At 60.2% G+C, this 23,751-nt stretch carries 23 protein-coding genes and 1 pseudogene; 10 read left to right on the top strand and 14 right to left on the bottom strand.

Annotated elements, in window-relative coordinates:
- Positions 1-184: 184 nt before the first annotated feature.
- The 3 genes and pseudogenes from acnA to AB2N04_RS03410 all read left to right on the top strand — a co-directional run bounded on the left by acnA (position 185) and on the right by AB2N04_RS03410 (position 4,728).
- Positions 185-2,882: pseudogene (acnA, locus tag AB2N04_RS03420) on the top strand (aconitate hydratase AcnA).
- A 171-nt stretch (positions 2,883-3,053) separates the two neighbouring features.
- On the top strand, positions 3,054-3,881 hold the full coding sequence (locus AB2N04_RS03415; protein WP_367717054.1) for a DUF1223 domain-containing protein: 828 nt from the start codon (positions 3,054-3,056) through the stop codon (positions 3,879-3,881).
- 466 nt (positions 3,882-4,347) lie between these two features.
- Positions 4,348-4,728, top strand: coding sequence for a DUF2794 domain-containing protein (locus tag AB2N04_RS03410; RefSeq protein WP_367717052.1), 381 nt, complete (start codon positions 4,348-4,350; stop codon positions 4,726-4,728).
- 93 nt (positions 4,729-4,821) lie between these two features.
- On the opposite strand, the gene AB2N04_RS03405 is transcribed toward AB2N04_RS03410, so the two are convergent.
- The 3 genes from AB2N04_RS03405 to AB2N04_RS03395 form a co-directional block, all read right to left on the bottom strand.
- A complete protein-coding gene (locus AB2N04_RS03405) occupies positions 4,822-5,562 on the bottom strand; it encodes a Bax inhibitor-1/YccA family protein (protein WP_367717051.1) in 741 nt (246 codons plus the stop codon).
- A gap of 199 nt (positions 5,563-5,761) precedes the next feature.
- Positions 5,762-8,311 (bottom strand): ABC transporter permease, encoded by a 2,550-nt coding sequence (locus tag AB2N04_RS03400; RefSeq protein ID WP_367718726.1) that lies wholly within the window; start codon positions 8,309-8,311, stop codon positions 5,762-5,764.
- Between the two features lie 11 nt (positions 8,312-8,322).
- Positions 8,323-9,024 carry an ABC transporter ATP-binding protein gene (locus AB2N04_RS03395; protein WP_367717049.1) on the bottom strand — a complete coding sequence of 234 codons (702 nt, stop codon included), beginning with the start codon at positions 9,022-9,024 and terminating at the stop codon, positions 8,323-8,325.
- Positions 9,025-9,104: 80 nt separating this feature from the next.
- Between AB2N04_RS03395 and AB2N04_RS03390 the strand changes: the two genes are divergently transcribed.
- Together AB2N04_RS03390 and thpR are read left to right on the top strand one after the other, a co-directional pair.
- Positions 9,105-9,776, top strand: coding sequence for an arylesterase (locus AB2N04_RS03390; protein WP_367717048.1), 672 nt, complete (start codon positions 9,105-9,107; stop codon positions 9,774-9,776).
- 79 nt (positions 9,777-9,855) lie between these two features.
- Entirely contained in the window at positions 9,856-10,455 is a 600-nt protein-coding gene (thpR, locus tag AB2N04_RS03385; RefSeq protein ID WP_367717047.1) for an RNA 2',3'-cyclic phosphodiesterase, read from the top strand.
- Here thpR and AB2N04_RS03380 read toward each other — a convergent pair.
- On the bottom strand, positions 10,395-10,877 hold the full coding sequence (locus AB2N04_RS03380) for a low molecular weight protein-tyrosine-phosphatase (protein WP_367717046.1): 483 nt from the start codon (positions 10,875-10,877) through the stop codon (positions 10,395-10,397). The genes thpR and AB2N04_RS03380 overlap by 61 nt on opposite strands.
- A 59-nt stretch (positions 10,878-10,936) precedes the next feature.
- Here AB2N04_RS03380 and AB2N04_RS03375 point away from each other — a divergent pair, with 59 nt between their 5' ends.
- The 4 genes from AB2N04_RS03375 (at position 10,937) to rlmN (ending at position 13,739) form a co-directional block, all read left to right on the top strand.
- The gene (locus AB2N04_RS03375) at positions 10,937-11,233 is read left to right on the top strand and encodes a 4a-hydroxytetrahydrobiopterin dehydratase (RefSeq protein ID WP_367717045.1); all 297 of its coding nucleotides are present in this window, start codon (positions 10,937-10,939) and stop codon (positions 11,231-11,233) included.
- Positions 11,234-11,293: 60 nt separating this feature from the next.
- Positions 11,294-11,665, top strand: coding sequence for a YkvA family protein (locus AB2N04_RS03370; protein ID WP_367717044.1), 372 nt, complete (start codon positions 11,294-11,296; stop codon positions 11,663-11,665).
- A gap of 217 nt (positions 11,666-11,882) precedes the next feature.
- Positions 11,883-12,386 carry an invasion associated locus B family protein gene (locus tag AB2N04_RS03365; protein ID WP_367717043.1) on the top strand — a complete coding sequence of 168 codons (504 nt, stop codon included), beginning with the start codon at positions 11,883-11,885 and terminating at the stop codon, positions 12,384-12,386.
- Between the two features lie 126 nt (positions 12,387-12,512).
- Positions 12,513-13,739: a 23S rRNA (adenine(2503)-C(2))-methyltransferase RlmN gene (gene rlmN, locus AB2N04_RS03360; protein ID WP_367718725.1), complete on the top strand. Its 1,227-nt coding sequence runs from the start codon at positions 12,513-12,515 to the stop codon at positions 13,737-13,739.
- A gap of 13 nt (positions 13,740-13,752) precedes the next feature.
- Here the strand turns inward: rlmN and AB2N04_RS03355 are convergent, their stop codons facing one another.
- The 3 genes from AB2N04_RS03355 to AB2N04_RS03345 all read right to left on the bottom strand — a co-directional run bounded on the left by AB2N04_RS03355 (position 13,753) and on the right by AB2N04_RS03345 (position 16,467).
- The gene (locus tag AB2N04_RS03355; protein WP_367717042.1) at positions 13,753-14,394 is read right to left on the bottom strand and encodes a LysE family translocator; all 642 of its coding nucleotides are present in this window, start codon (positions 14,392-14,394) and stop codon (positions 13,753-13,755) included.
- A 110-nt stretch (positions 14,395-14,504) separates the two neighbouring features.
- Positions 14,505-15,536, bottom strand: coding sequence for an SIS domain-containing protein (locus AB2N04_RS03350; protein ID WP_367717040.1), 1,032 nt, complete (start codon positions 15,534-15,536; stop codon positions 14,505-14,507).
- Between the two features lie 40 nt (positions 15,537-15,576).
- Complete coding sequence (locus AB2N04_RS03345) at positions 15,577-16,467, bottom strand: N-acetylmuramic acid 6-phosphate etherase (RefSeq protein ID WP_367717039.1); 891 nt, start codon at positions 16,465-16,467, stop codon at positions 15,577-15,579.
- 221 nt (positions 16,468-16,688) lie between these two features.
- Between AB2N04_RS03345 and AB2N04_RS03340 the strand changes: the two genes are divergently transcribed.
- Positions 16,689-17,507, top strand: a complete 819-nt coding sequence (locus AB2N04_RS03340) for a GntR family transcriptional regulator (RefSeq protein WP_367717037.1) — start codon at positions 16,689-16,691, stop codon at positions 17,505-17,507.
- A gap of 6 nt (positions 17,508-17,513) precedes the next feature.
- Here AB2N04_RS03340 and AB2N04_RS03335 read toward each other — a convergent pair whose 3' ends face one another.
- The 7 genes from AB2N04_RS03335 to AB2N04_RS03305 form a co-directional block, all read right to left on the bottom strand.
- Positions 17,514-18,962 carry a di-heme oxidoredictase family protein gene (locus AB2N04_RS03335; RefSeq protein WP_367718724.1) on the bottom strand — a complete coding sequence of 483 codons (1,449 nt, stop codon included), beginning with the start codon at positions 18,960-18,962 and terminating at the stop codon, positions 17,514-17,516.
- A gap of 138 nt (positions 18,963-19,100) precedes the next feature.
- Positions 19,101-20,315, bottom strand: a complete 1,215-nt coding sequence (locus tag AB2N04_RS03330; protein WP_367718723.1) for an imelysin family protein — start codon at positions 20,313-20,315, stop codon at positions 19,101-19,103.
- 183 nt (positions 20,316-20,498) lie between these two features.
- Positions 20,499-21,713: a beta-ketoacyl synthase gene (locus AB2N04_RS03325; RefSeq protein WP_367717035.1), complete on the bottom strand. Its 1,215-nt coding sequence runs from the start codon at positions 21,711-21,713 to the stop codon at positions 20,499-20,501.
- Positions 21,714-21,989, bottom strand: a complete 276-nt coding sequence (locus AB2N04_RS03320; RefSeq protein ID WP_367717034.1) for an acyl carrier protein — start codon at positions 21,987-21,989, stop codon at positions 21,714-21,716.
- A gap of 154 nt (positions 21,990-22,143) precedes the next feature.
- Positions 22,144-22,641 carry a hypothetical protein gene (locus AB2N04_RS03315; RefSeq protein ID WP_367717032.1) on the bottom strand — a complete coding sequence of 166 codons (498 nt, stop codon included), beginning with the start codon at positions 22,639-22,641 and terminating at the stop codon, positions 22,144-22,146.
- A gap of 78 nt (positions 22,642-22,719) precedes the next feature.
- Positions 22,720-23,403: a D-lyxose/D-mannose family sugar isomerase gene (locus AB2N04_RS03310; RefSeq protein WP_367717030.1), complete on the bottom strand. Its 684-nt coding sequence runs from the start codon at positions 23,401-23,403 to the stop codon at positions 22,720-22,722.
- Between the two features lie 79 nt (positions 23,404-23,482).
- Positions 23,483-23,719, bottom strand: coding sequence for an Lrp/AsnC ligand binding domain-containing protein (locus tag AB2N04_RS03305; RefSeq protein ID WP_007010700.1), 237 nt, complete (start codon positions 23,717-23,719; stop codon positions 23,483-23,485).
- Positions 23,720-23,751 lie beyond the last annotated feature (32 nt).

The raw sequence follows: 23,751 nt of genomic DNA, 5'->3' as shown, positions 1-23,751 counted from the left end.
TATCCGCCTCAACCACGCCAGCGGTCGGCGTGTAACTCTTTGTGCCGATACCCGCGCGCGCGCCGCCTTGAACGGCCGGGACGCTGGGGGCGGACAGCGGAAATGACCGTACCCGCACCTTTTGCGCGTGATGCCTCGAGGAGTCCGTTCCCGTTTCGGATAGCAGAACAGGATAGGATCGCCCGTGACCAAATCTCTCGACAGTTTCAATTGCCGCCGCACCCTCCAGGTGGGGGATGCGGAATATGTTTATTTCGACCTCAAGGAGGCCGAGAAAAACGGTCTCGAAGGCATCTCCCGCCTGCCCTTCTCCATGAAGGTGCTGCTTGAAAACCTGCTGCGCAACGAAGACGGACGCTCGGTCACCAAGTCCGATATCGAGGCGGTCGCGGCGTGGCTCGACGACCGTGGCACGGCCGGTCACGAGATCGCCTATCGCCCGGCCCGCGTGCTGATGCAGGATTTCACCGGCGTTCCCGCCGTGGTCGATCTGGCAGCCATGCGCGATGCCATGGTTTCGCTTGGCGGCGACCCGCAGAAGATCAATCCACTTGTTCCGGTTGACCTCGTCATCGACCACTCGGTCATCGTCGATGAGTTCGGCACGCCGAAGGCCTTCGCGCGCAATGTGGAGCTGGAATACCAGCGCAATGGCGAGCGCTATCGCTTCCTGAAATGGGGTCAGAAGGCGTTCAAGAACTTCCGCGTCGTACCCCCCGGCACCGGCATCTGCCACCAGGTGAACCTCGAATATCTCGGTCAGGCCGTGTGGACGAAGGATGAGGACGGCAAGACGATTGCCTATCCGGACACCTGCGTCGGCACCGATTCGCACACGACCATGATCAACGGTCTCGGCGTGCTCGGCTGGGGCGTTGGCGGCATCGAAGCGGAAGCGGCCATGCTCGGCCAGCCGATCTCCATGCTCCTTCCGGAAGTCATCGGCTTCAAGCTCACCGGCAAGCTGAAAGAAGGCGTGACGGCCACTGACCTGGTGCTGACCGTTGTGCAGATGCTGCGCAAGAAGGGCGTTGTCGGCAAGTTCGTCGAGTTCTTCGGCGAGGGCCTCGACCATCTGACGCTGGCCGACGCCGCCACCATCGGCAATATGGGCCCGGAATACGGCGCAACCTGCGGCTTCTTCCCGGTCGATTCGGAAACGCTGAACTATCTCAACGTCTCCGGCCGCTCCAAGGAGCGCATCGCGCTTGTCGAAGCCTACTGCAAGGCGCAGGGCATGTTCCGCGAGACGGGCACCGAGCATCCGGTCTTCACCGATACGCTCGAGCTCGATCTTGGCGAAGTCGTCCCCTCCATGGCCGGCCCGAAGCGCCCCGAAGGCCGTATCCCGCTCGAGAACATCTCCTCCGGCTTCGCCGAATCGCTCGAGAAGGAATACAAGAAAGACCCGTCCACGCTGGAACAGCGCTGGCAGGTTGAGGGCGAGGATTACGACCTTGGCCACGGTGACGTGGCGATTGCCGCCATCACCTCCTGCACCAACACCTCGAACCCGAGCGTGCTGATCGGCGCGGGCCCTTCTCGCCCGCAACGCCAACCGTCTCGGCCTCAAGCAGAAGCCCTGGGTGAAAACGTCGCTTGCTCCGGGCTCGCAGGTGGTTGCTGAATATCTGGAGAACTCCGGCCTGCAGAAGGAGCTCGACCAGATCGGCTTCAACCTCGTCGGCTTCGGCTGCACGACCTGCATCGGCAACTCCGGCCCGCTGCCGGCTCCGGTTTCCAAGACCATCAACGACAAGGGCCTCATCGCTGCCGGCGTCCTCTCCGGCAACCGCAACTTCGAAGGCCGCATCTCGCCGGATGTACAGGCCAACTACCTGGCCTCCCCGCCGCTGGTCGTTGCCTATGCGCTCGCCGGCTCGGTGACCAAGGATCTGACAAAGGAGCCGATCGGTCAGGACAAGGACGGCAACGACGTCTATCTGAAGGACATCTGGCCCTCCAACCAGGAGATCCAGGAGTTCATCCAGAAGAACGTCACCCGCGATCTGTTCGAGAAGAAGTATGCCGAGGTCTTCAAGGGAGACGAGAACTGGCAGGCCGTGCAGGTGCCGGAAGGCGAAACCTATGCATGGGACGACAAGTCGACCTATGTGCAGAACCCGCCCTACTTTGTCGGCATGAAGAAGACGACCGGCGATGTGAGCGACATCAAGGGTGCACGCATTCTCGGCCTGTTCGGCGACAAGATCACGACCGATCACATTTCGCCCGCCGGTTCCATCAAGGCACAGTCGCCAGCCGGCAAATACCTGATGGACAATGGCGTGGGCGTGGCCGACTTCAACCAGTACGGCACGCGTCGCGGCAACCATGAGGTGATGATGCGCGGCACCTTCGCCAACATCCGCATCCGCAACCACATGCTGGGCGAAAACGGCACCGAAGGCGGCTACACGATCCACTACCCCTCCAAGGAGGAGATGTCGATCTACGACGCAGCCATGGAATACCGCAAGGAAGGCGTGCCGCTCGTGGTCTTCGCCGGTGGCGAATACGGCAATGGCTCTTCGCGCGACTGGGCTGCCAAGGGCACCAACCTGCTCGGTGTCCGCGCTGTGATCTCGGAAAGCTACGAGCGCATCCACCGCTCCAACCTGGTGGGTATGGGCGTCATTCCCTTCGTCTTTGCCGACGAAGGAACGAGCTGGTCAAGCCTCGGCCTGAAGGGCGATGAGACTGTCACCATCGACGGGCTCGAGACCATCAAGCCGCGCGCCACGGTGAACGCGAAGATCACCTTTGCCGACGGTTCGGTGAAAGAGGTCCCGCTTCTGTGCCGCATCGACACGCTGGATGAGCTTGAATACTTCAAGAATGGCGGCATCCTGCAATACGTCTTGCGCGACCTGGCCGCCTGACCAACCAGGCAAATGCATCAATCCAGACCGTCGGCGGAAACGCCGGCGGTTTTTTTTGGCGGAGCATCGAGGAAAATGTCTCACCGGATCGTGACTTCTTTTTGAGGGGGTGCGCCTTCTATAGTGTCGACTGGCAAATAAAGGTCGCATTCAATTCCAGACAGAGAACGCATGTTCCGGCTCACAACACACAGCCAGTGTCTGGCTGTGGTTTTATTCCTGTTCGCGCCATGGGGCTCGGCGGGCGCACAGGAGGCCACGCATCCAATTGGCGTGGTGGAGCTTTTTACCAGCCAGGGATGCAGTTCCTGTCCTCCCGCAGATGCCATTCTAAGCGAGCTGGCGGAGCGTGACGATATCATCTCGCTCGCCTATCATGTCGACTATTGGGACTATCTGGGCTGGCGAGACCGGCTGGGGAGCGCCGAAAACACCGCGCGGCAAAAGGGATATGCCCATACGCTGCAAAACACCACTGTCTACACACCGCAGGTCATCGTCAACGGTCGACACGGTATGAACGGAGGCGATCGCGACCGGATCGGCGCGCATCTCGAGCACATGGCCGGAACACCGGAGGGCCTGCAGGTCGGCGTCGCACTGGAGGACCGTGGAGATACCCTGCTGATCAAGGTCGGTTCAGGCCCGGAACACCACTCCGATGAACACCTGAACGCACACCTCGTCTTTGTCGACTATGCACCACGCTCAATGGTGGAGATCCGGTCCGGCGAAAACCGGGGCCGAACGGTCGAATACCGCAACGCGGTCAATCGCATTCGGACAATTGGCATGTGGGACGGAAGAGCCAAAAGCTTCGAGATGCCCAAGGGCCGATCTGGTGCAGCACGGCAATGGCTGCGCCTTGCTTCTTCAACAGGTCGACCGCGAAGGGAGACCCGGCGCCATTCTGGGCGCGGTTGCTCTGGAGCCCGAGGCTCCGTAGCGGCCCGCAAAGTGGGTTCGGAAAGTGGGTCCCAAAAGAAAAACCGGTGCTGAATCATTCAGCACCGGTTTTGATCTCTTGGGACCATTGCCTCGCTTGCGCGTCAGAGTTGGTTCGATCCGGTCATGACCCCGAGGGCGGGGGGGCTTGGGGTTTTCGGGATCCGTGTCCGGACCGAACCGTCTCAGGCAACGCCCGGATCGTCGCGACACAATGGGGCATGAGCTTGAAAAAATAATGGCAAGAAAAAGGCGGGCCATCACCAATTCCGACAGACGGTCCTGATTTGTGACTACCGGCTAATAATTGCTGATATTTGAGAGGATAACGGGACCAGTAAACTAAATGAGCCCGCCTTCATCAATCTGTCTCACCTGTCATCAACAAGGTGTAGCCGTTCATAGCGCTGCGGTCTTCGACGTTCGCGGTCACTCGGCAGCACCTGACAGCCAGGACTTGCAATTCCGTGCCGGGCAGGCGAGTCTTTGCTTGTCACCAAACCGTCATGAGGTGAAACCGATGACCGACTATGGCAGCGCGGAGGATGGGGACGGCTCCGGGATACTGATCCCCCTGCACGAGGCGCGGAGGGAACGCGCTCATATACCCGTGACGTTTGAACGACGGGAACTCGATCAGCTTCTGCGCATGTATGGCCTTATGGTTGCGGCCGGAGAGTGGCGCGACTATGCGATTGACCATCTCCGGGACAGAGCGGTGTTTTCAGTCTTTCGCCGCAGCAGCGAAGTGCCGCTTTTCCAGATCGTCAAAGACCCAAAACTCACGCGCAAGCAAGGTGCCTATAGCGTGGTTGCGGCCTCGGGAGCTATTCTGAAACGCGGTCATGAGCTGGCCCGTGTTCTCGCGATTTTCGACAAGAAACTCAGGCTCGTTACCTGACGCAAAATCGGTGCGCCGGATCGGAACTCTCTTTGAATGCAAAAGGGCGGCCTGAAGGCCGCCCTCATCTTGTGTGCCCTGCCCTCGCAAACGCTACTCGCGATTGCCGAGGAACTGAAGCAGGAACATGAACAGGTTGATGAAATCGAGATAGAGACGCAGCGCGCCCATGATCGCCTTGCGACCGGACACGGTGGCATCGTCGCCCTCGTAATACATCTCCTTGATCTGCTGGGTGTCGTAAGCCGTGAGACCGGCAAACACCAGCACACCGATCACCGAAATGGCGAACTGCAGCGCGGAAGAGCCGAGGAACAGGTTCACGATCGAGGCAATGATGATGCCGATCAGACCCATGAACAGGAATGACCCCATGCCCGAAAGGTCACGTTTTGTCGTGTAACCCCAGAGCGACAACGCGCCGAACGAGGCAGCGGTGATGAAGAAGGTGCGAACGATGCTCTCGCCCGTGTAGACGAGGAAGATCGTCGACAGGGAGAGACCAACCAGGCCTGAATAGACCCAGAATGTGGTCTGAGCAGCGCCGACACTCATCTTCTGAATGCGGAAACTCAGGAAGAACACCAGCGCGAGCGGCGCGAGAATGACAACCCAGCGGAAAGCGCTGGCATAGATGAGCTGGCCGAAAGCGGTCAGCTGGCCATCAGCGATGGCGAGATTGAATGCACCAAAGGCTGCAAGGCCGGTGATTGCCAGGCCGAGCGCCATAAGGTTGTAGACGCGAATCATATAGGCGCGCAGGCCCTCGTCGATGGCCGCGTCCGCGCGCACGCCGGGCGTTGCGCGGGCCTGATAGTTACGAAGGTCAGCCATAATTACCCCTTTCTGGCTTTAATCCCGTCCGGTGACGGCCACAGGGCCGTGCGCCGCTGGCGGGATACCAGCATGCGTAGAACAAATATGATGTCAGTTTGTGTTCAGGACAAGACCTGTCACGCCCGGAAATGCACCTGCGGCAACACTTCACGGGCGAAATCTCGTCTCTTCACCCTCACGGTTAACGCTTTTGAGCTCACAGATTGCGCAAAACCGGTGCTGCCTTGTGCCCCAGAACCCGCCAGGTCCCGATAAGCCCAAACCCGACTGTCATGACCAGCGACACCACTACGGTCGCCACCGCCACTTCCGGCAGGAAGCTCGATGGAAGCCCCATCACCTGCGCAACCACGAACCACGCCGCAGCCCCGCCGGCAAGAAGCGCAAATACCGCCGTCGCCAGTCCGATCAGGAGATATTCGAGCGAGAAGGCCGCGATAAGGGTACGCCGCGTAGCGCCCAACGTTTTCAGCACGACCGCATCATGCACCCGCGCACGGTTGCCCGCCGCAAGCGCGCCTGAAAGCACCAGAACAGAAGCGATCAGGGCCACGGCGGCCGCGGCCCGGATGGCCGTGGCAAGCTGCTCCACGAGCCGGTTGACCACATCGAGCGCATCCTTGACACGGACGGTGGTCACGGTCGGAAATTGCCGGGTAACGGCATTGAGGATCTGCGATTCGGCAGCCGGCGTGGCGTTCGCATCGGTCAGCGTCGCAAGCCAGGCATGCGGCGCACCGGCAAACGTGTTTGGCGAAAAAACCATCACGAAATTGATGGCAAGCGATTCCCATTCCACGGCACGGAAATTGGCGATGCGCGCGGTCACATCGCGCCCAAGGACATTGACTGTAATGGTATCGCCGATCTTCAGGCCAAGCTCGCCGCCCTCTTCTGCCGTAAATGAAACCAGTGGCTCGCCATCATAATCGGCTGGCCACCATTCCCCTTGCGTCAAGGTGGAGTTTTCCGGGGCGTTGCGGGCATAGGTTATGCCGCGATCCCCGCGCAGAACCCAGCCACCCTCTGGCGGGATCTCCATGTCTCGCACATTCACGCCATTGAGCGCCGTGATACGACCGCGCAGCATGGGCACCTGGATCAGCTTTCCGTCGGGAGCCTGTTCGCTCACCAGGTCGGCAAAGGCTTCCACCTCCCCGCTCTGGATATCCACGAAGAAGAAATTGGGCGCGACATCGGGCAGATTGCCGGTAATCTGCCGACGCAGATTGCCATCAATCAGAGCCAGCGTTGCGAGCAGGGTCAGCCCGAGTCCGAGCGAGAGCACGACCGAGGGTGTGAGTGCGCCGGGGCGATGGATGTTGCCCAAAGCTAGACGCAGCGGCGTGGAGGCAACACGCGGACTGCGGCGCGCCAGCCATTCAATGCCGAGCGCAACGACCCGCAGAACGAGGAAGGCGAACACGGTTGCGCCGACAAACACCAATGCCATGCGCCTGTCATCGGAAAACCAGATGGCAAAGCCGGCAAGCGAAGCGGCAATAGCAATCGAAAGAACGATGTAGACCGGGCGCGGCCAGCCGCGCCCATCGACGCCCATCTCCCGAAACAGGGCCGTGGCCGGCACATCTCGTGCCCGCCCAAGCGGCATCAGGGCAAACACCAGCGTGATCATCACTCCAAAGAGCGCTCCAACGCCAAGCGCAGCCGGGTAAAGCCCCCCGGAAGCCGGCACCGGCAAGACGCTGGACAGCACCGCCGAGGCACCGAAAGGCATCAGGGCCGCGATCACCAGACCGGCGAGGATGCCGATTCCAGCGATGATCAGGATCTGCACCAGATAGACCGTGAAGACGAACCTGCCGGAGGCACCGAGGCTCTTGAAGGTGGCGATCACGGCACGTTTGCTGTCGAGATAGGCGCGAACCGCATTGGCCACGCCGACCCCGCCGACCACCAGCGCGGTCAGACCGACCAGAGTGAGAAACTGCGAAAACCGCTCGATGTTTCGCGAAAGCGAGGGCGCTGCATTGGTGCGCGAACGGATGCTCCATCCGGCTTCCGGAAATCGGGATGCGGCCTCCGCCTGAGCCGCTTCGAGCGCTGCAGAGCCGGCACCGCCGGCGAGACGCACCTTGTAGACATGCTCGACAAGACTGCCGGGCTGAACAAGCCCCGTCGCCTCAAGCGCCTCAAGAGAAATCAACAGGCGCGGGGCGAAACCGAAACCGTCGGAAACCGCATCGGGCTCTGCCGTAAGAATGGCGCGCAGCTCGATCTCCTGGCCACCCAGAAGAACGCTGTCGCCGGGCTGAACTCCCAGGCGCTCGAAGAGCAGCGCAGGCGCAGCCGCGCCAAACACTCCGCCTTTTTCGGCGAAGAGGCCGTCATGCGTCATGGGCGGCTCAGTCGCAAGAGCGCCGTAAAGCGGATAAAGCCCATCAACCGCCTTCACTTCCACCAGCGTTTGATCGGAGCCATCGGTCAGGCGGGCCATGGAGCGCATGTTTGCACTCTCGGCAACATCGCCAAGACCGGCGAGAAACGCCCGCTCATCGGGGGTCGCACGGCGCTGGTTCAGCTCGAAGCGCAGATCTGCGGCCAGCAGCGACTGGCCTTCGGCCTCCACTGCCCCGGTGATCGCACGTGCCACCGAGTTCACCCCGCCAATGGCACCAGCCCCCAGCGCAATACAGGCAAGAAAGATGAAAAAGCCCGAGAGCCCGCCCCGCATCTCCCGCAGGGAAAACCGGAAAGCCAGACCAAGCGTACGGCCAAAACTCATGTCACCGGCGCTCATGCCATTGCGGCCTTTTCGGGTTCGACCGCCGGCTCGATAACGCCCGAGCGCATCGCGACCTGACGCTCGCAACGGGCAGCAAGAGCGGGATCATGGGTTACAAGAACGAGAGACGTGCCGCGTTCCTTTGCCTTGGTGAAAAGCATGTCGGCAATCTGACGGCCGGTCGCCTGATCCAGATTTCCGGTTGGCTCGTCTGCAATGAGGATGGCTGGCCCTGGCGCCAACGCGCGCGCGATGGCCACACGCTGCTGCTCACCGCCCGAAAGTTCGCCGGGATAATGCGTGAGACGCTGAGACAGACCGACAGCGGCAAGCTCCTCCTCGGCCGCACCGAACGGATCGGCGTGCCCGGCCAGTTCCAGCGGGACGGCAACATTTTCGAGCGCCGTCATGTTTGGGATCAAATGGAAGGACTGGAAGACGATGCCGATGGAACGGCCACGAAAGGCGGCGATAGCATCTTCACTCAGCCCATTGAGCTGTGTTCCGCCGATCCGCACCATGCCGCCATCGACACGCTCAAGCCCGGCGATAACCATCAAAAGGGTCGACTTTCCAGAGCCGGAAGGTCCGATGATCGCCGTTGACTTACCCCGCTCGACGGAAAGGCTCACGCCCTTCAGCACATGAACCGAAGACGCCCCCTGGCCCAGTGTCAGAGACACATTCTCAAGTTCGATCACGGCTTCTGTCACGGAAAAGATATCCTATATTGGGAGGAAATGGCGCTGGAACCATACACGTGCACGGTTTTGGCAAATATGGGTTGTCCCGCATGGCATGCAAATTTTTTCGGTCTTTTGGTCACTTCACAAAAACTTCATCGCTCATCGCCGCGCTGGTTCTGGCGGTTCCCGGAGCAGCGATCGTTCGTGCCGAGACCATCGACATTGTCGGGTTCGGCGACAGCCTGATGGCGGGCTACAATCTCGGGCCGGGCGAAGGGTTTCCCGAACAGCTGGAAGATGCACTCAGGGCAGAAGGCTATGATGTAGCCGTGGCCAATGCAGGCGTCTCCGGAGACACGTCCAGCGGCGGACTATCGCGGCTTGAGTGGTCCATACCCGAAACAGCGGAGATCGTGCTTCTGGAGCTAGGCGCGAACGACATGCTGCGCGGCATTCCACCGGCTTCCACCGAAGACAATCTCGACCGGATGATTTCCCGGCTGAAGGAACGCGGCCAGCGCGTCATCCTCGCCGGCATGGTCGCTGCGCCCAATCTTGGCGAGGATTACGCGGCGAAATTCAATCCGATTTACGCGCGGCTTGCGCAAAAGCACGAACTGACCCACATCCCCTTTTTTCTGGAAGGGGTTGCGGCCGAGCCCTCCCTGCTGCTGGAGGATGGCATGCACCCCAATGCGGAAGGGGTGCAGCACATGATAGAGCGAATGCTGCCCACGATCATGAATGTGCTCGACGAGCAACAGAAGGACGGCGCCTGACGCTTCCCGAAGAAACAGCTTGCCCAGCCAGGTGATCGATGATTCGCTGTCTTCGATACTGCGATTCGAGGAGGTTGCCATGCCGCGACTTTTCACCGCCCTCGAGATCCCGCGTGACGCGGCCCTGTCGCTGTCACTCCTGCGCGGGGGCCTCCCGGGAGCCCGTTGGATCGACGTTGAAAACTATCACATGACGTTGCGTTTTTTCGGCGATGTGGAAGGACACACCGCCGACGAGATCGCGAACGCGCTCGATCGGGTTCGGCGGCCTTCGTTCACTCTGAAGCTTTCCGGTGTCGGTGCTTTCGGACAGAAGAAGCCGCACTCGATCTGGGCGGGTGTCTCTGCCTCGCCGGACCTTCATGCCCTGCAGGGTGAGATCGACAGCATCTGCCGGCGTCTGCGCCTTCCGGCCGATCCGCGCAAATTCAGCCCGCATGTCACGCTTGCGCGTCTCAAGAACGCCAATCCGCATGAGGTGGCGCACTATCTTTCGGCACGCGGAAACTTCGCCACACTGCCATTCACGATCGGACGCTTCGTCCTTATGTCGTCCCGTGCATCGGTCGGAGGCGGACCATATGTCATTGAAGAAGCCTGGCCGCTGATCGGCTCAGATTACGATCGTTCGGTCAGCCTGGACAACAGCGCATCGGAAGCGTCTCGGATCATCTGGTAAACAGACGCAAAACCGTCGGCACCGCCATAGTAGGGGTCTGGAACATCAAGCTGCTCCCCCTCCGCATAGTCGAGAAACAGATGTATCCTGGCTGCCGCGGAAGCGGGCGCGCGCTCGTGAAGGGTGCGAACGTTGTTGCGGTCCATCCCCAGAAGAAGATCGAAACGGTCAAAATCATCCGCTTCCACCTGCCGCGCACGCTGCATGGATATATCAATGCCCGAACGGCGAGCGATATCGACGGATCGTGGATCGGGTGGATTTCCCGCATGCCACGCTCCTGTCCCCGCAGAATCGATCATGAAACCCGCCTCCAGCCCCTGCTCGGCAACCACGTTGCGGAAGATACCCTCCGCAAGAGGCGAGCGGCATATATTGCCCAGACAGACAAAGAGGATGGAAGTGCGGGGCTTTGCGTTCATGGTCTCGGCGCTATCTTCTGAAACGGCGTTCAAGACAGGCGATATCATGGAGAGACACGATGGCAAGAGAGAAACTGGACCCCGTGGCGCTGGAAGACGCCCTCAAATCCCTCGATGAGTGGGATCTTGCGGAAGATGGGGCCTCGATCCAGCGGCGTTTTGTGTTTGCCAATTTCGTCGAGGCCTTCGCTTTCATGACCCGATCAGCCCTTGCTGCCGAAAAGCTGAACCACCATCCCGACTGGTCCAATGTCTACAAAACCGTCGACGTGGTTCTTTCCACGCACGATGCCGGTGGCGTGACGGAACTGGACCTCAAACTTGCAGCTGCCATGAACGGGTTTGCAGGCACGTGAACGGGTGAATCTATTGAATTTACACAGCGCCGATCTCATCTTGATGCCAAGGAGAGCGCCATGGATGAAGCGAAGATCGGTGAAATTCTGGAACCACGTGACAATGAAAAGCGTGAAGAGCGCGTGCGCGAGAGGTTCTGGAGCACGCTGAAGAAAGCCGCGCGCCAGGTCCCCTTCATGGAGGAAATTGTCGCGGGATATTACTGTGCGCTCGATCAGGACACGCCGCCGAAAGTCCGTGGTATCCTGCTTGCTGCGCTCGCTTATTTCGTGTTGCCGATCGACATTTTACCCGATTTCATTTTCGGACTTGGCTTCACCGACGACATGGCGGTGCTGGCGGCAGCCCTGAACGCTGTACGCAGTCATGTTACGCCAGCACACCGTATCGCTGCCCGGCGCGCACTGGACGAGACCGACCTGGAAACGTAATCAGTCAAAATCTCGCCTCTTTCATTCGTTTCAAACGGACATGAAGGGGCACTTCACCGTTGCCGCGCTTTTTTTGGCAGCAGCGGGCACATGGGGTAGGGCGCAGGGAGAATCCGTCGATTCGCTTCACGCTTTGGTAACCCAGATTAAGTAAAATTAAAGTGATCTAGCGAGACCAACCGGTCACTCAACACTGGCAAAAAAGACGGTCAAGACGATGCGCGTACTGATTTCGACATTGATGCTCATTTGCGGAATGGCGGCAGCTGGCCCTGCGCTGGCCCAGGCCACTGCCGTGGGGCAGCATAACAATTGGGGCGTCTACAGCTACACGGCGGACAATGGCAAAAAGGTCTGCTACGCGATGAGCGTTCCAAGCGAAAAGAAGCCGTCCAGCCTCAACCACGGCGAGATCTTCTTCTTCGTCAGCCAGAAAGACGGGCAAAAAATCGCATCCGAGCCGCAATTCATTGCTGGCTACAATTTCCAGAGCAATTCGAAGGTCAACGTCACCATTGGCAACAAGACCTTTACCATGTTCACCAAGGGAAGCTCCGCCTGGCTTCAGGACTCGGCAGAAGAGCCGCAGATGATTGCAGCCATGAAAGCCGGCGCGACGATGCAGGTTTCCGCCACATCAGGACGCGGCAACAACACCTCCTACGTCTTTTCACTGAGCGGTGTGACCGCCGCCATCAACGCAACGGGCGACTGCAAGTAAACCCGCCTTTTGCAGGGTTGCTGTCCGCCACGGGTGACGGCAGCCCTCAGGCGTGCTATGAGCGCGGCAAATGAAAGGTGGCCCCGGTAATCGGTGAGCGCCACCGCAACCCGTTTCAAGAACGCCATGGCACTGACACTCGATCTATCGACGCCCGAGGGGCGTGCAGAGCTACGCCCAGCTCCGGCTGCTGAAAAGCAGCCGCTGATTGGCCTCTCACGCGAGGAGCTTGCCGAAGCGCTTTGCTCGATTGGCGTGCCGGAGCGGCAGGCGCGCATGCGCGTGCGTCAGCTCTGGCACTGGCTTTATGTGCGCGGCGTGTCGGATTTCTCGCAGATGTTCAACATCTCCAAAGATCTCCGCTCCACGCTGGACGAGCACTTCACCATTGCCCGGCCGGAGATTGTCGAAGAGCAGATTTCCCAGGACGGGACCCGCAAGTGGCTGATGCGCTTTCCCGCACGCGGCGCCGGCCGGCCCGTGGATGTGGAAACCGTCTATATTCCCGAAGAGGGGCGCGGCACGCTCTGTGTTTCCAGCCAGGTTGGCTGCACGCTCACCTGCTCTTTCTGTCACACCGGGACACAGAAACTGGTGCGCAATCTCACGCCAGGCGAAATACTCGACCAGTTGCTCGTCGCGCGCGATCGCCTTGGGGATTTCCCCGACGCAGACACGCCGGACGGCGCCATCGTGCCGGCTGAAGGCCGCAAGGTCACGAATGTCGTCATGATGGGGATGGGCGAGCCGCTCTACAATTTCGAGAATGTGAAACAGGCCCTGCTGATTGCCTCCGATGGTGAGGGGCTTTCGCTCTCGAAGCGCCGGATCACACTTTCCACCTCCGGCGTGGTACCCGAAATCTATCGCACGGGTGAAGAGATCGGCGTCATGCTGGCGATTTCGCTGCATGCCGTTCGCGATGAGTTGCGCAATGAACTGGTACCCATCAACAAGAAGTACCCGTTGAAGGACCTGCTCGAGGCCTGCCGCGCCTATCCCGGCCTTTCGAATGCAAGGCGCATCACCTTCGAATATGTGATGCTGAAGGGCGTCAACGATTCGCTCGACGATGCGCGAGAACTGGTGCGGCTCCTGAAGGGCATCCCCGCCAAGATCAACCTGATCCCGTTCAACCCATGGCCCGGCAGTGCGTATGAATGCTCCGACTGGGAACAGATCGAAGAGTTTGCAGATCTGGTCAACAGGGCGGGATACGCCTCTCCGATCCGCACCCCGCGCGGCCGCGATATTCTTGCTGCCTGCGGTCAGCTCAAATCAGCCTCCGAACGCATGAAAAAGGCCGATCGCCTGAAGCTTGAAGCGATGATGATCGCCGGACACGGCGAGTAGGGAACCCTCGCCGTCAGCGCGCCTGTGCGGTCAGTATTTTCAGCGCGAATGCAGAAAATACGCCGGCAAAGAGATAATCCACGACACGTGTCACGCGCGGGCTCTTTCGCAGAAGCCTAGAAAATCTGTCTGCCGCAATGACCATCGGCGCAACGACAGGCAGAGCAAGCGGGATGAATAGAAGGCCGAGGAAAAACAGTTTCCCGGGCGCGTGAGGATCGCTTGCCGAAACGAACTGCGGCAGGAACGTCATGAAGAACAGGATGATCTTCGGGTTCAGCAGGTTGATGCCAAGCCCCGTGGCCCAGTTTTTCAGGAGGGAGCGTCCCGAGCCGCCCTTCTTTTCGGGCGAGAAGGCCGAGCCCTTGCGGATGGCCTGAACAGCGAGCCAGATCAGATAGCCAGCGCCAAACACCTTGAGCGCAAGGAATGCCTCGGGCGAAGCGACGATCAGGGCGGAAAGCCCCAGTGCCACCAGCGCCGTGTGAATCATGATCCCCGTCATGGCACCGAACATGCAGGCAAAGCCTGCTGCACGCCCCTGGCTGAGCGAACGCCCCACGAACAGCGTCATGTCGGGCCCCGGCGTGATGGAAATCACCAGTGTTGCGACCGCAAACTGAAAAATGATGGAGGGTTCGGGGATGAATGTCATTGGGGGTGCTTCCGGCAAATCGTGACGTGCCGGAAGCTAACGCAGGTTGAAGCTTGGCGCCAGAGATATGATGCGCCTGCCCATGGCACCGTTCGAAACGGTGCCGCCACTCAGATGGTCTGGGTGACCTTGTTGAGCTTGTCAGGCGTATCCGGGTTGAGCCCGCGCTCACGCGCAACGCGTTCGATCAGGCGATAGTAGCCAACCAGCGAAACCAGCGGATCGATCTGGCCATAGCCTGTCGAGGGAGTGGCGATGGTGCGTTCGCCCAGGTCACGCGAGGAGAAGCTTGCGATCTGTGCGCCGAATCCGCGAAGCTTTTCGAGCGACTGTGTGCTGGAGGCCAGTGCCGCATCTTCTGGCACGAAGGCAAGAATGGGAAAGCCCTTGTCGATCAGCTGCATCGGCCCATGCATGAGCTCGGCAAGAGAGAAGGCTTCGGTGTGGAGCTGTGCGGTTTCCTTCGCCTTGAGAGCGGCCTCCAGTGCAATGGCAAAGCCCGGCCCGCGACCGGCCGTGTAGACGGATCCGGCCTTGGTCAGCATCGGAACGACAGGCTCCCAGTTTACCTCACAGGCCGCGCCAAGCGCTGCCGGCAGCCGGTCGAGCGCACCCTTTAACGCCGCATCGCCGGAAGCTGTCTGCGCCACCCCGGCAAGTGCGGCTGCCGAAGCGATGAAGCTTTTCGTTGCCGCAACGCTGCGTTCCGGCCCGGCGTGGATCGGAAGAACGATGTCGGCTTCCCTTGCGAGCGGGCTGTCGGCCACATTGACCACCGCCAGCGTGACCGCACCGCCCTTTTTGGCCGAGTTCTGAGCGGCCACGATGTCCGGGCTGCCGCCGGATTGTGAAATGGTGATGTGCAGCGCGCGGTCAAGCTTGAGCGATGCATCATAAACCGAAGCGACCGAGGGCCCGATGGATGCCACTGGAATGCCGGTATGAATCTCGAAAAGATATTTGAAGAAGCTCGCCGCATGATCCGATGAACCACGGGCCGACATGCTCACCACGGTAGGGGAACGTTCGGCAAGCACCTTGCCGAGCTCGGCAAATGTCCTGGCTTCGTTGGCAAAGAGGCGCTCGACGGCCTCTGCAGCTTCACCGGTTTCCTGAAACATCAGGGAAGGAGTGTCTGTCATTTCTGTCTTTCTGCCTGGGTTTTAAGTGTTCTGGGCAAGGTCAGCCGGCTGCTGCGAGCGCGCGGTGCAAATCGTCGCCATTGCGGGCAAGAAGAGCCGCAGCTTCTTCCGGCGCGTGGCCGCGCACCACCAGCACCGCAGGCTTTACATGGAAGCCCGTCTTGCCGAGCGCTTCCCGCGCCTGCGCCTCGTCACACTCCGCAACCTGCATCAGCATGTCGACGGCGCGCTGCACGAGTTTCCTGTTGGTTGGTTTCATATCCACCATGCGGCCCCGATAGACCTTGCCAAGACGCATCATGACCGCGGTGGAAAACAGGTTCATGGCGATCTTCTGGCTGGTGCCGGCCGCCATGCGCGTCGACCCTGCAAGCACCTCCGGTCCGGTTTCAAGAAGCACGGCGTGGTTGGCACGTTCGAGAAGCGGGCTGCCCGGATTGTTGGCGATGCCGATGGTCAGTGCGCCCCGCGCTCCGGCTGCCTCCACGGCGGCAAGCGTGTAGGGAGTGCTTCCGCTGGCAGCGAGCCCCACCACGACGTCTCCAGTCTTGCAGGATACGTCGTCGATGGCACTTCGTCCTGCATCTTCATCATCTTCCGCGCCCTCGCGATCCTCGGGGGTTGCGATATCGCTGCCGGCCAGCAGATGAACACAACGGTGTTCCGGCCAGCCGAAAGTGGGATACAGCTCCACCGCGTCAAGCACGCCCACCCGTCCGGATGTTCCGGCTCCGACATAGACAAGGCGATTGTCGGGGTCGGCAAGGCGCGCTGCGGCGGCCTCCACCGCAGCCTCCAGGGCCGGCAGCGCCTTCCCGACCGCGTCGATCGCGGCCTTCTGGCCGTCGAGCATCGAAGAGAGCATGTCGGCCGTCGCGAAGCGCTCGATCTCACGATAGGCCTGACTTGCTGTTTCGGTTGGTTTTGTCATGAACACCCCGTTGGTTGTCAAACGCCCGGCCGACTAGACCAATATGATACCAAATGTGTTATACAACGTTTTCTCTCGAAATCCATTCCCGAACGCAAAATTCCGCTAATTCGGCCAACGACAACGATCCAGATCGCTTCGAGTCTTGCCTCTACCTTTGCGAAGGCGCATAATTGGCATTATCTGAATAATACCACTCTAGCCATGCGGGGTTGAAACACATGATGGCCGGATCCCGCAGCGCGGATATGGACAGTGTTGGCGAACGGCTTTCTCAGATCATGCAGGCAGGAACAGCGGACGCGACGCCTCGCTACATCAGGCTTGCCGGGGCGATCCGCCGGCTGATCGAGAACGGGGCGCTGAAACCTGGCGCCGCCCTGCCTTCCGAACGATCGCTTGCAGAGGCGACTGCCTTCTCCCGCGTCACGGTGAGACGCAGCATCGAGCTTCTCGTACGGGACGGCACGGTCGAGCAGCGGCGCGGCTCGGGAACCTATGTTCTTGACTCCGCGGAACGTTTCGAGCAACCGCTGGCCACCATCACCAGCTTCACCGAAGACATGCTGTCCTACGGCCGCAGACCCGAGACACGCTGGCTGGAGCGCGAATACGCCAATCCATCCCCCCATGAGGCGATGACGCTCGGTCTGTCACCGGGCGACCGCGTGCTGCGCCTGCACCGGCTGAGACTGGCCGACACACTGCCACTCGCCGTGGAGCTCGCCATCGTTCCCGCGGATCTTCTGCCGGAACTTTCGCTGCCTGGTGATTCCCTCTATGAGGCCCTGGCACGCGCCGGAGCGCGCCCTCACCGGGCGCTGCAACGCATGCATGCCTGTGCCCTGCCGGAGTTCGATGCCCGCCTGCTGCAGGCCGATGCCGGCGAGCCAGCGCTTTTTCTGGAACGCATCTCACGCACGGAAGAAGGCCGCGTGATCGAGCTCACACGTTCCTATTTCAAGGGCGATCGCTTTGATTTCGTCGCCGAACTCAACCTGGACCAGAAAGACGATCGTCCTTTAGCGCCTCTTCCCTGAACGGCGTCAAAGGGATTCGAGAAAACGGACAAGGTTGTCGCGGTCCTGCTTCGACATCCCGACAACCCTGTCCCGCGCAGCCTGCGCCTCGCCACCATGCCACAGGATGGCCTCAAGCAGCGTGCGTGCGCGGCCATCGTGAAGGAAAGTCGCCTCTTCGTGAACGGTTCCGGTCAGACCAATGCCCCACAGAGGCGGCGTCCGCCACTCACGGCCATTTGCCAACCCCTCGGGACGGTTGTCCGCGAGCCCGTCACCCATATCGTGCAGCAACATGTCGGTATAGGGCCAGATGAGCTGAAATCGAAGTGCCGGATCTTCAACATCGCGGCGTGTCACGTATTTTGGACGGTGGCACGAAATGCAGCCCGTCTGATAAAAGACCTTCTTGCCGGCAAGGACCGCCGGATCATCTGCATTGCGCCGCACCGGAACGGCAAGGTGGCTTGAATAGAAGGTGACGAGATCCAGCAGATCTTCCGGCACTTCTTCGTCCCCAAGTCGGGCCTGCGCCCCGTGAGGCAGGGCACGACATTCCGTCTGCGCCGCAGTGCAGTCGCCCCAATGGTCGGGCGCAAGCGGTGTCGACAGCCCCATATCGCCGGAAAAGGCACCCGCACTCTGTTCTGCAATATCCGGCGCAATCGCTTTCCAGCCAAAGCGGCCGAGTTTCCACTTGCCATCGCTGCCGCGAACCCGCGCTGCACGTCCCGAAATGCCGTCTGCGTTCTCGTCCTCAGGGTCCGCCCAGGCAAGAATGTCGGCCTCGTGGATACTCTCAAGGAGGCCAAGGCCGATCATCGGCGGCGCCACACGGGCAGACATCATGAGGTCATCCCGCAAGGGTGCAAAACCCGCATCGGTTATTTTCAGCGAGGGTTTGCGAAGCGTGACGATTTCGCCATCGGAAAGCTCGACCGGAACGTTCTCATACGTGATTTCAATGCGCCCTTCCGGATTAAGCCCCGCAACGGCGTGATCCTGAAGCTGCAACCCGTAAACGGGGTCCGGGGCCGCCGGCAGACGACCATCGGCGATCGCCCGCGCCTGCTCTTCATCTGGCGGCACGGACAGGCGCACGAGCAGCGAAACGGCAGAATCGCCGACATTGGCCGGGGCATGACCACGTCCATCCTTGATATGACAGGACTGGCAGGCCCTGGCGTTGAAGAGCGGCCCCAGCCCATCGGAAGCCTGTGTGGACGATGGAGAGGAAACCCAGTCCTTGCGAAACAGTCCGTTGCCGAGCAGGAATTGCTCAAGGCCCGAAAACTCAAGGTTTGCGGATGCATGTGAGAACGCGTCGGCATTCACCCGCTTGGTCGAGGTCGCTGCGCCGCCCGGCATCCGCTCGAAACGCTCGGGGCTTTCAAACTGGCTTGCAGGCTGCACCACTTTCTCGACCCGCAGAAGATCCTCTCTGGAAAGATCATCGCGCAGGCTCTTTGAAGGCATGTCTGCAAATGCGGCTGTCAGGAAAGCCACCGGAGCGACTGGCCCGACCATCAATACGGTACGGAGTAAGTTTTTCATGGCCGGGATTTACAGAGTGCAGTGTCGGGCCGACAAGCGGCCCGGCACAAAAATAAGGTTCTACTCGAAAACAGCTTCTGGATTGTCGAGGCTGTCGGACCCTTCGAGTTCGATCCCTGAAAGGTCCAGTGCGGCAACAACGCGCTCGAGTGAACGGGTCTGATCGACGAGCCCATCGATCGCGGCCTGCACCACTGCATTGCCCTCTTCATTGCCCTGACCAATCATCTGATCGTAGGCTTCACCGCCCTCTGCACGTACTTTCAGAGCCGACATGGCTTCCAGAGTTGCATCGAGCCGTGCCTTGACCTCTTCGGCAAGCCCGGCATCCTTTTCGGAAACCAGATCCGCGAGGCTTGGCCCCTCGACCTTCGAGCCATCAATACGCTCATAGGAACCGAAATAGACATTCCGGATACCGACGAGATCGTAATAGTGGCTGTTGTGCGTGTTGTCGGAAAAGCAGTCATGCTCTTCTTCGGGATCGTTGAGAAGAAGCCCAAGCTTCATCCGCTCACCCGCCAGTTCACCGTAGGAAAGTGACCCAAGCCCCGTCAGCATAGCTGTCAAACCTGCCTTCGGTTCCGCCGTTACCTCCGCGCGGGCTTCGCCATCCGTCTGCCAGTTCGCGACCATCTCTTCAAGATCTGAGACCAGAAGGTCGGCTGCGGCCTGAAGATACTGCGCACGTCGTTCGCAATGCCCGTTGGTGCAGTTGTTCGTGTCGAAATCGGTATAGGGACGATTTCCAGCGCCCGCATCCGTTCCGTTGAGATCCTGGCCCCAGAGCAGGAACTCGATGGCGTGGTAACCGGTCGTTACATTGGCTTCGATGCCACCCGCTTCATGCAGGGACTGAATCACCTCCGGCGTGATTTCCGAGACATCGATTTCGGCACCACCGGCGCTGACCTTGTCGTTTGCGATCAGATTGACGGTGTAGAACTCGTTCGCGTCGGATTCGGTCCCGTAGCTGGCATCGACATAATCGATCAGGCCTTCATCGAGCGGCCAGGCGTTCACCCGGCCTTCCCACTCGTCCACAATTGCATTGCCGAAGCGGTAGGCCTCGCTCTGCTGATAGGGCACGCGCGACGCGAGCCAGGCTTCACGCGCTGCCGCCATCGTTTCCTCGGACGGTGCCGCGACGAGCTGCTTCACCGCTTCCCGCAGAGCCTTGGCGGTTTCAAGGCTGTCTTCATAGGTCGCCAGCGCGATATCGGCATAGGTCGACACCACATCTTCGGGTTGGGCAGCATTTGCCTGAACGGTCATGATCGATGCGATCGCCGTTCCGATGAGTAAACTACGATTCATGGGACTCCCTCTTGTCCGACCAGGTCGCGCGCTTTCGGCAGCACGCCACCGCTCAGGCAGCCTTTCGGCCGCCGCACGATAATAACTGGATTTAAATTATCAGGTTTAAGAAGGCAAGCCCGATGATCGAGGGTCCGGAAGCTAATCCATCGCCCTGACGGCCACCACCGCATTGGTTCCGCCAAACGCGAATCCATTGCTCAACGCCACACGCACATCACGTTTTCGCGCTTCATTCGGGGTAACGTCCAGATCGCATTCCGGATCGGCTTCGCGGTATCCCGCCGTTGGCGGCACGACCCCATCCCGGATCGCCATCACGCAGGCGATCAGTTCGAGCGCCCCCGAAGCCCCCAGGCAATGCGCATGCATGGATTTTGTGGAAGAAACGGAGAGATCTGACGCATGAACACCGAACACGCGCTTGATTGCCTCGGTTTCGATCCTGTCATTTGCCTTGGTGCCCGTGCCGTGCGCATTGATGTAGTCGACATCCGTGGGCGAGAGACCGGCATCGTCAAGGCAGGCTTGCAGCGCCGCCACCGGACCCTCGACCGTGGGAGCGACAATGTCGGAAGCATCGGCCGACATTCCCCCGCCGGCGAGTTCCGCCAGGATCGTCGCGCCACGCGCCTGCGCATGCTCCAGCGTTTCGAGTACGGCAATGCCTGCACCCTCGCCAAGCACCAGACCGTTGCGATCTGCCGAGAACGGGCGACACGTCTCGGGCGCGAGCACCCGCAACGCCTCCCATCCCTTCAGGATGCCATAAATCAATGGCGCATCCGAACCGCCGGCAAGCATCACATCGGCCCGGCCCAGACGAAGCTGATCCGCCGCAGCAATCAGCGCATGGTTGGATGAGGAACAGGCCGATGTCGCGCCGAAAACGGGGCCCCGCAGACCGAGCGTCATGCTGACCTGACCGGCAGCGGCACCGGGCATAACGCGCGGCACCGTGAAGATGCCTGTCCGCGGCTTGCCTTCCAGAAGGATGGCGCGATAGCTGTCTTCGATCGCTTCCCACCCGCACACGCCCGTTCCGACCACCGCACCGACACGATGAGTGTTCGAACCGTTCACTTCGAGACCGGACTGGGTGAGCGCCTCCTTGGCCGAGATGGCTGCCAGAAGGCTGAAGCGGTCCATGGTAACAAGGCGTTTGCGATCGATCCCGTGATCGGGCAGTTCCCTGATCTCGGCGCCGATGCGAACCTTGAGCTCATGAAGCGGGACGGTGGTGATCGGGCCGATCGCCTGGCGGCCCGCCTGCATCTCCGCCCAGATGGACGATACATTCGTTCCCAGCGCGCAGATCCCGCCGATGCCCGTTATGACGATACGCGGCGTCGTCATCTAGGACTTTGCGTCCACCAGTTCACGCACGGCCGCAACGATGTCGCGGACCGTTTCCATATTCTCCCAGGCCTCGGCCGTGTTCATCTCGACCTCGATGTTGAACTCGTCCTCGACGTCAAAAATGATTTCGGTCAGCTCCAGCGAATGAATGCCCAGATCCGCCAGCGGAGTGTCGAGTGAAATATTTTCGACATCGTCCTGGGCGTGGGTCTTGATCTTTTCAAGGATGGTCTTGCCGATCTCATCCGAACTCAAACTCGTTTCAGCATTCATGAAGCGTCTCCTCGGACCACTTACAGGCTGGCCGGGATGCCGTGGGGGCAAGGCGTCCGCGCTCAACTCTCCAACAAAAAATCACGGCCATAAGAAACCAAAGCGTGACACGCGGCAAGTGTGGGCAGTGCAAATCCGCAGCCCCACCGCGCAATCAATTGCCGTTGGCGCCCCCCTTCACGAAGATTGTGACCGCACCATTGTCTGCATATTCAAGTGCGACAACATCCCGAAGCTGAATGGATCGTGAATCCACCGCGTGAAAAAAAAGCGCGCTACCCTCAATGGACTCGCGCAGAAGCGTGATCTCGTTCTCGTGTTTCGCGATGGCCTCACCGATGTCATTGCCGTCATCCTCGAGGTCGGGCAGGAAAACGATGTCGATCTCATCAAGCGAGAAAGTCTTGCGCACACGTTCGGCGTTTTCTGCCGTGGCGTCTATCGCCGCGACGACGCGTTCGCTCGCTGCGCCCGCGCCAACCTCTTCGGTCTTCACCTTCGATCCGACGATTGCATCAATTGCCTTTTCACTCTGCAATCCCTGCGCGGATAGCGGTGAATTCAGGCCGAGTGCGATTACCAGCGCGAGTGCAACAAAGCTGCAACGTCCGGCATCCACGAGTGGTGTCCGTCCAGTGGTGCTCAAAATCATGACAAGATCCCGTGTCTTCGCCGGGCAGAAAACATTTTCTGCGTCCGATGGCAACGGGTCTGAAGTGGATGGGTTCCCTTAAAGCCAATCCGGATAGTCGGAAACCAGCAGGCGGTACGGGGCCTCGTCTTCCTCGATCCTGGAGAAGCGCGGAATGTCCTCGTGAAAGATATTGTCGGTCACATCGTCATTGACGGTCGATACCTCGCCAATCAGCACATCCGCCTTTTCGCCCCAGAAAGCATGCCACACACCCGGCAGAAGCGTGACGCTTTCACCGGGTTGAAGGCGAAGCACACCACCCGCATCCACGGTACGCATCACCCCATCCGTGGGCACACTGACGGGCGCGGACCGGTCGAGATTGCCCTCGGTATCGGAGGCAAAAAGCTCGATGCAGAGCGTGCCACCGCCGCGGTTGATGATGTCTTCGGCCTTGAGCGCGTGCGTGTGCATCGGGGCGAGCTGATCGCGACGGGAAATCATGATTTTCTCGGCATAGAGCATGCCGCGGCCATGTTTCAGGTCGTCCTGATTGCCGTTGCGGACCGTAAAGAGGAACAGGCCGCGCCGGTCGAAATCACCGCCACCGTAATCGGTGATGTCCCAGCCGAGACTGGCATCGACGATGCCGTCAATCGACCCGCGCCGGCTTTTCATCTCGTCCGGTGTCCAATCCGCAAAAGGCGGCATGACATAGCCGAAGGAGCGTATGAACGCCTCGCCTTCGCGCAGAATCTCATTCACTCTGGATCGTTTCACCACCGCCTCCCATATGCGAACCGATTTAGACAGTCGGTTCGTATCGCAAGCCGGACGCCGCGCCAAGGCGTTTGTTGATTCAGAATGCCTTGAACGTCAACGTGGTGAGCGAGCGGCGGATGCCCGGCACATTGGCAATGTTCTCGCTGACGAACTTGCCAATATCCACACCATCATCGATGTAGACCTTCATCAGAAGATCATAGTCGCCGCTGGTGGAATAGAGCTCCGAGGCGATCTCACGCTTGTAGAGCTCGTCGGCAACCTCATAGGTCTTGCCGGGCTTGCAGCGCAGTTGAACGAAAACAGGTCTCATAGGGGCTCCATGGAGCATGGTTCAAATCAGGT

Origin of the sequence: Nitratireductor sp. GISD-1A_MAKvit (assembly GCF_040819555.1) — a bacterium.
Classification (GTDB): Bacteria; Pseudomonadota; Alphaproteobacteria; order Rhizobiales; family Rhizobiaceae; genus Nitratireductor.
The sequence above is the reverse complement of the archived record's forward strand: the minus strand, read 5'-3'. Positions and strand labels throughout refer to the sequence as shown.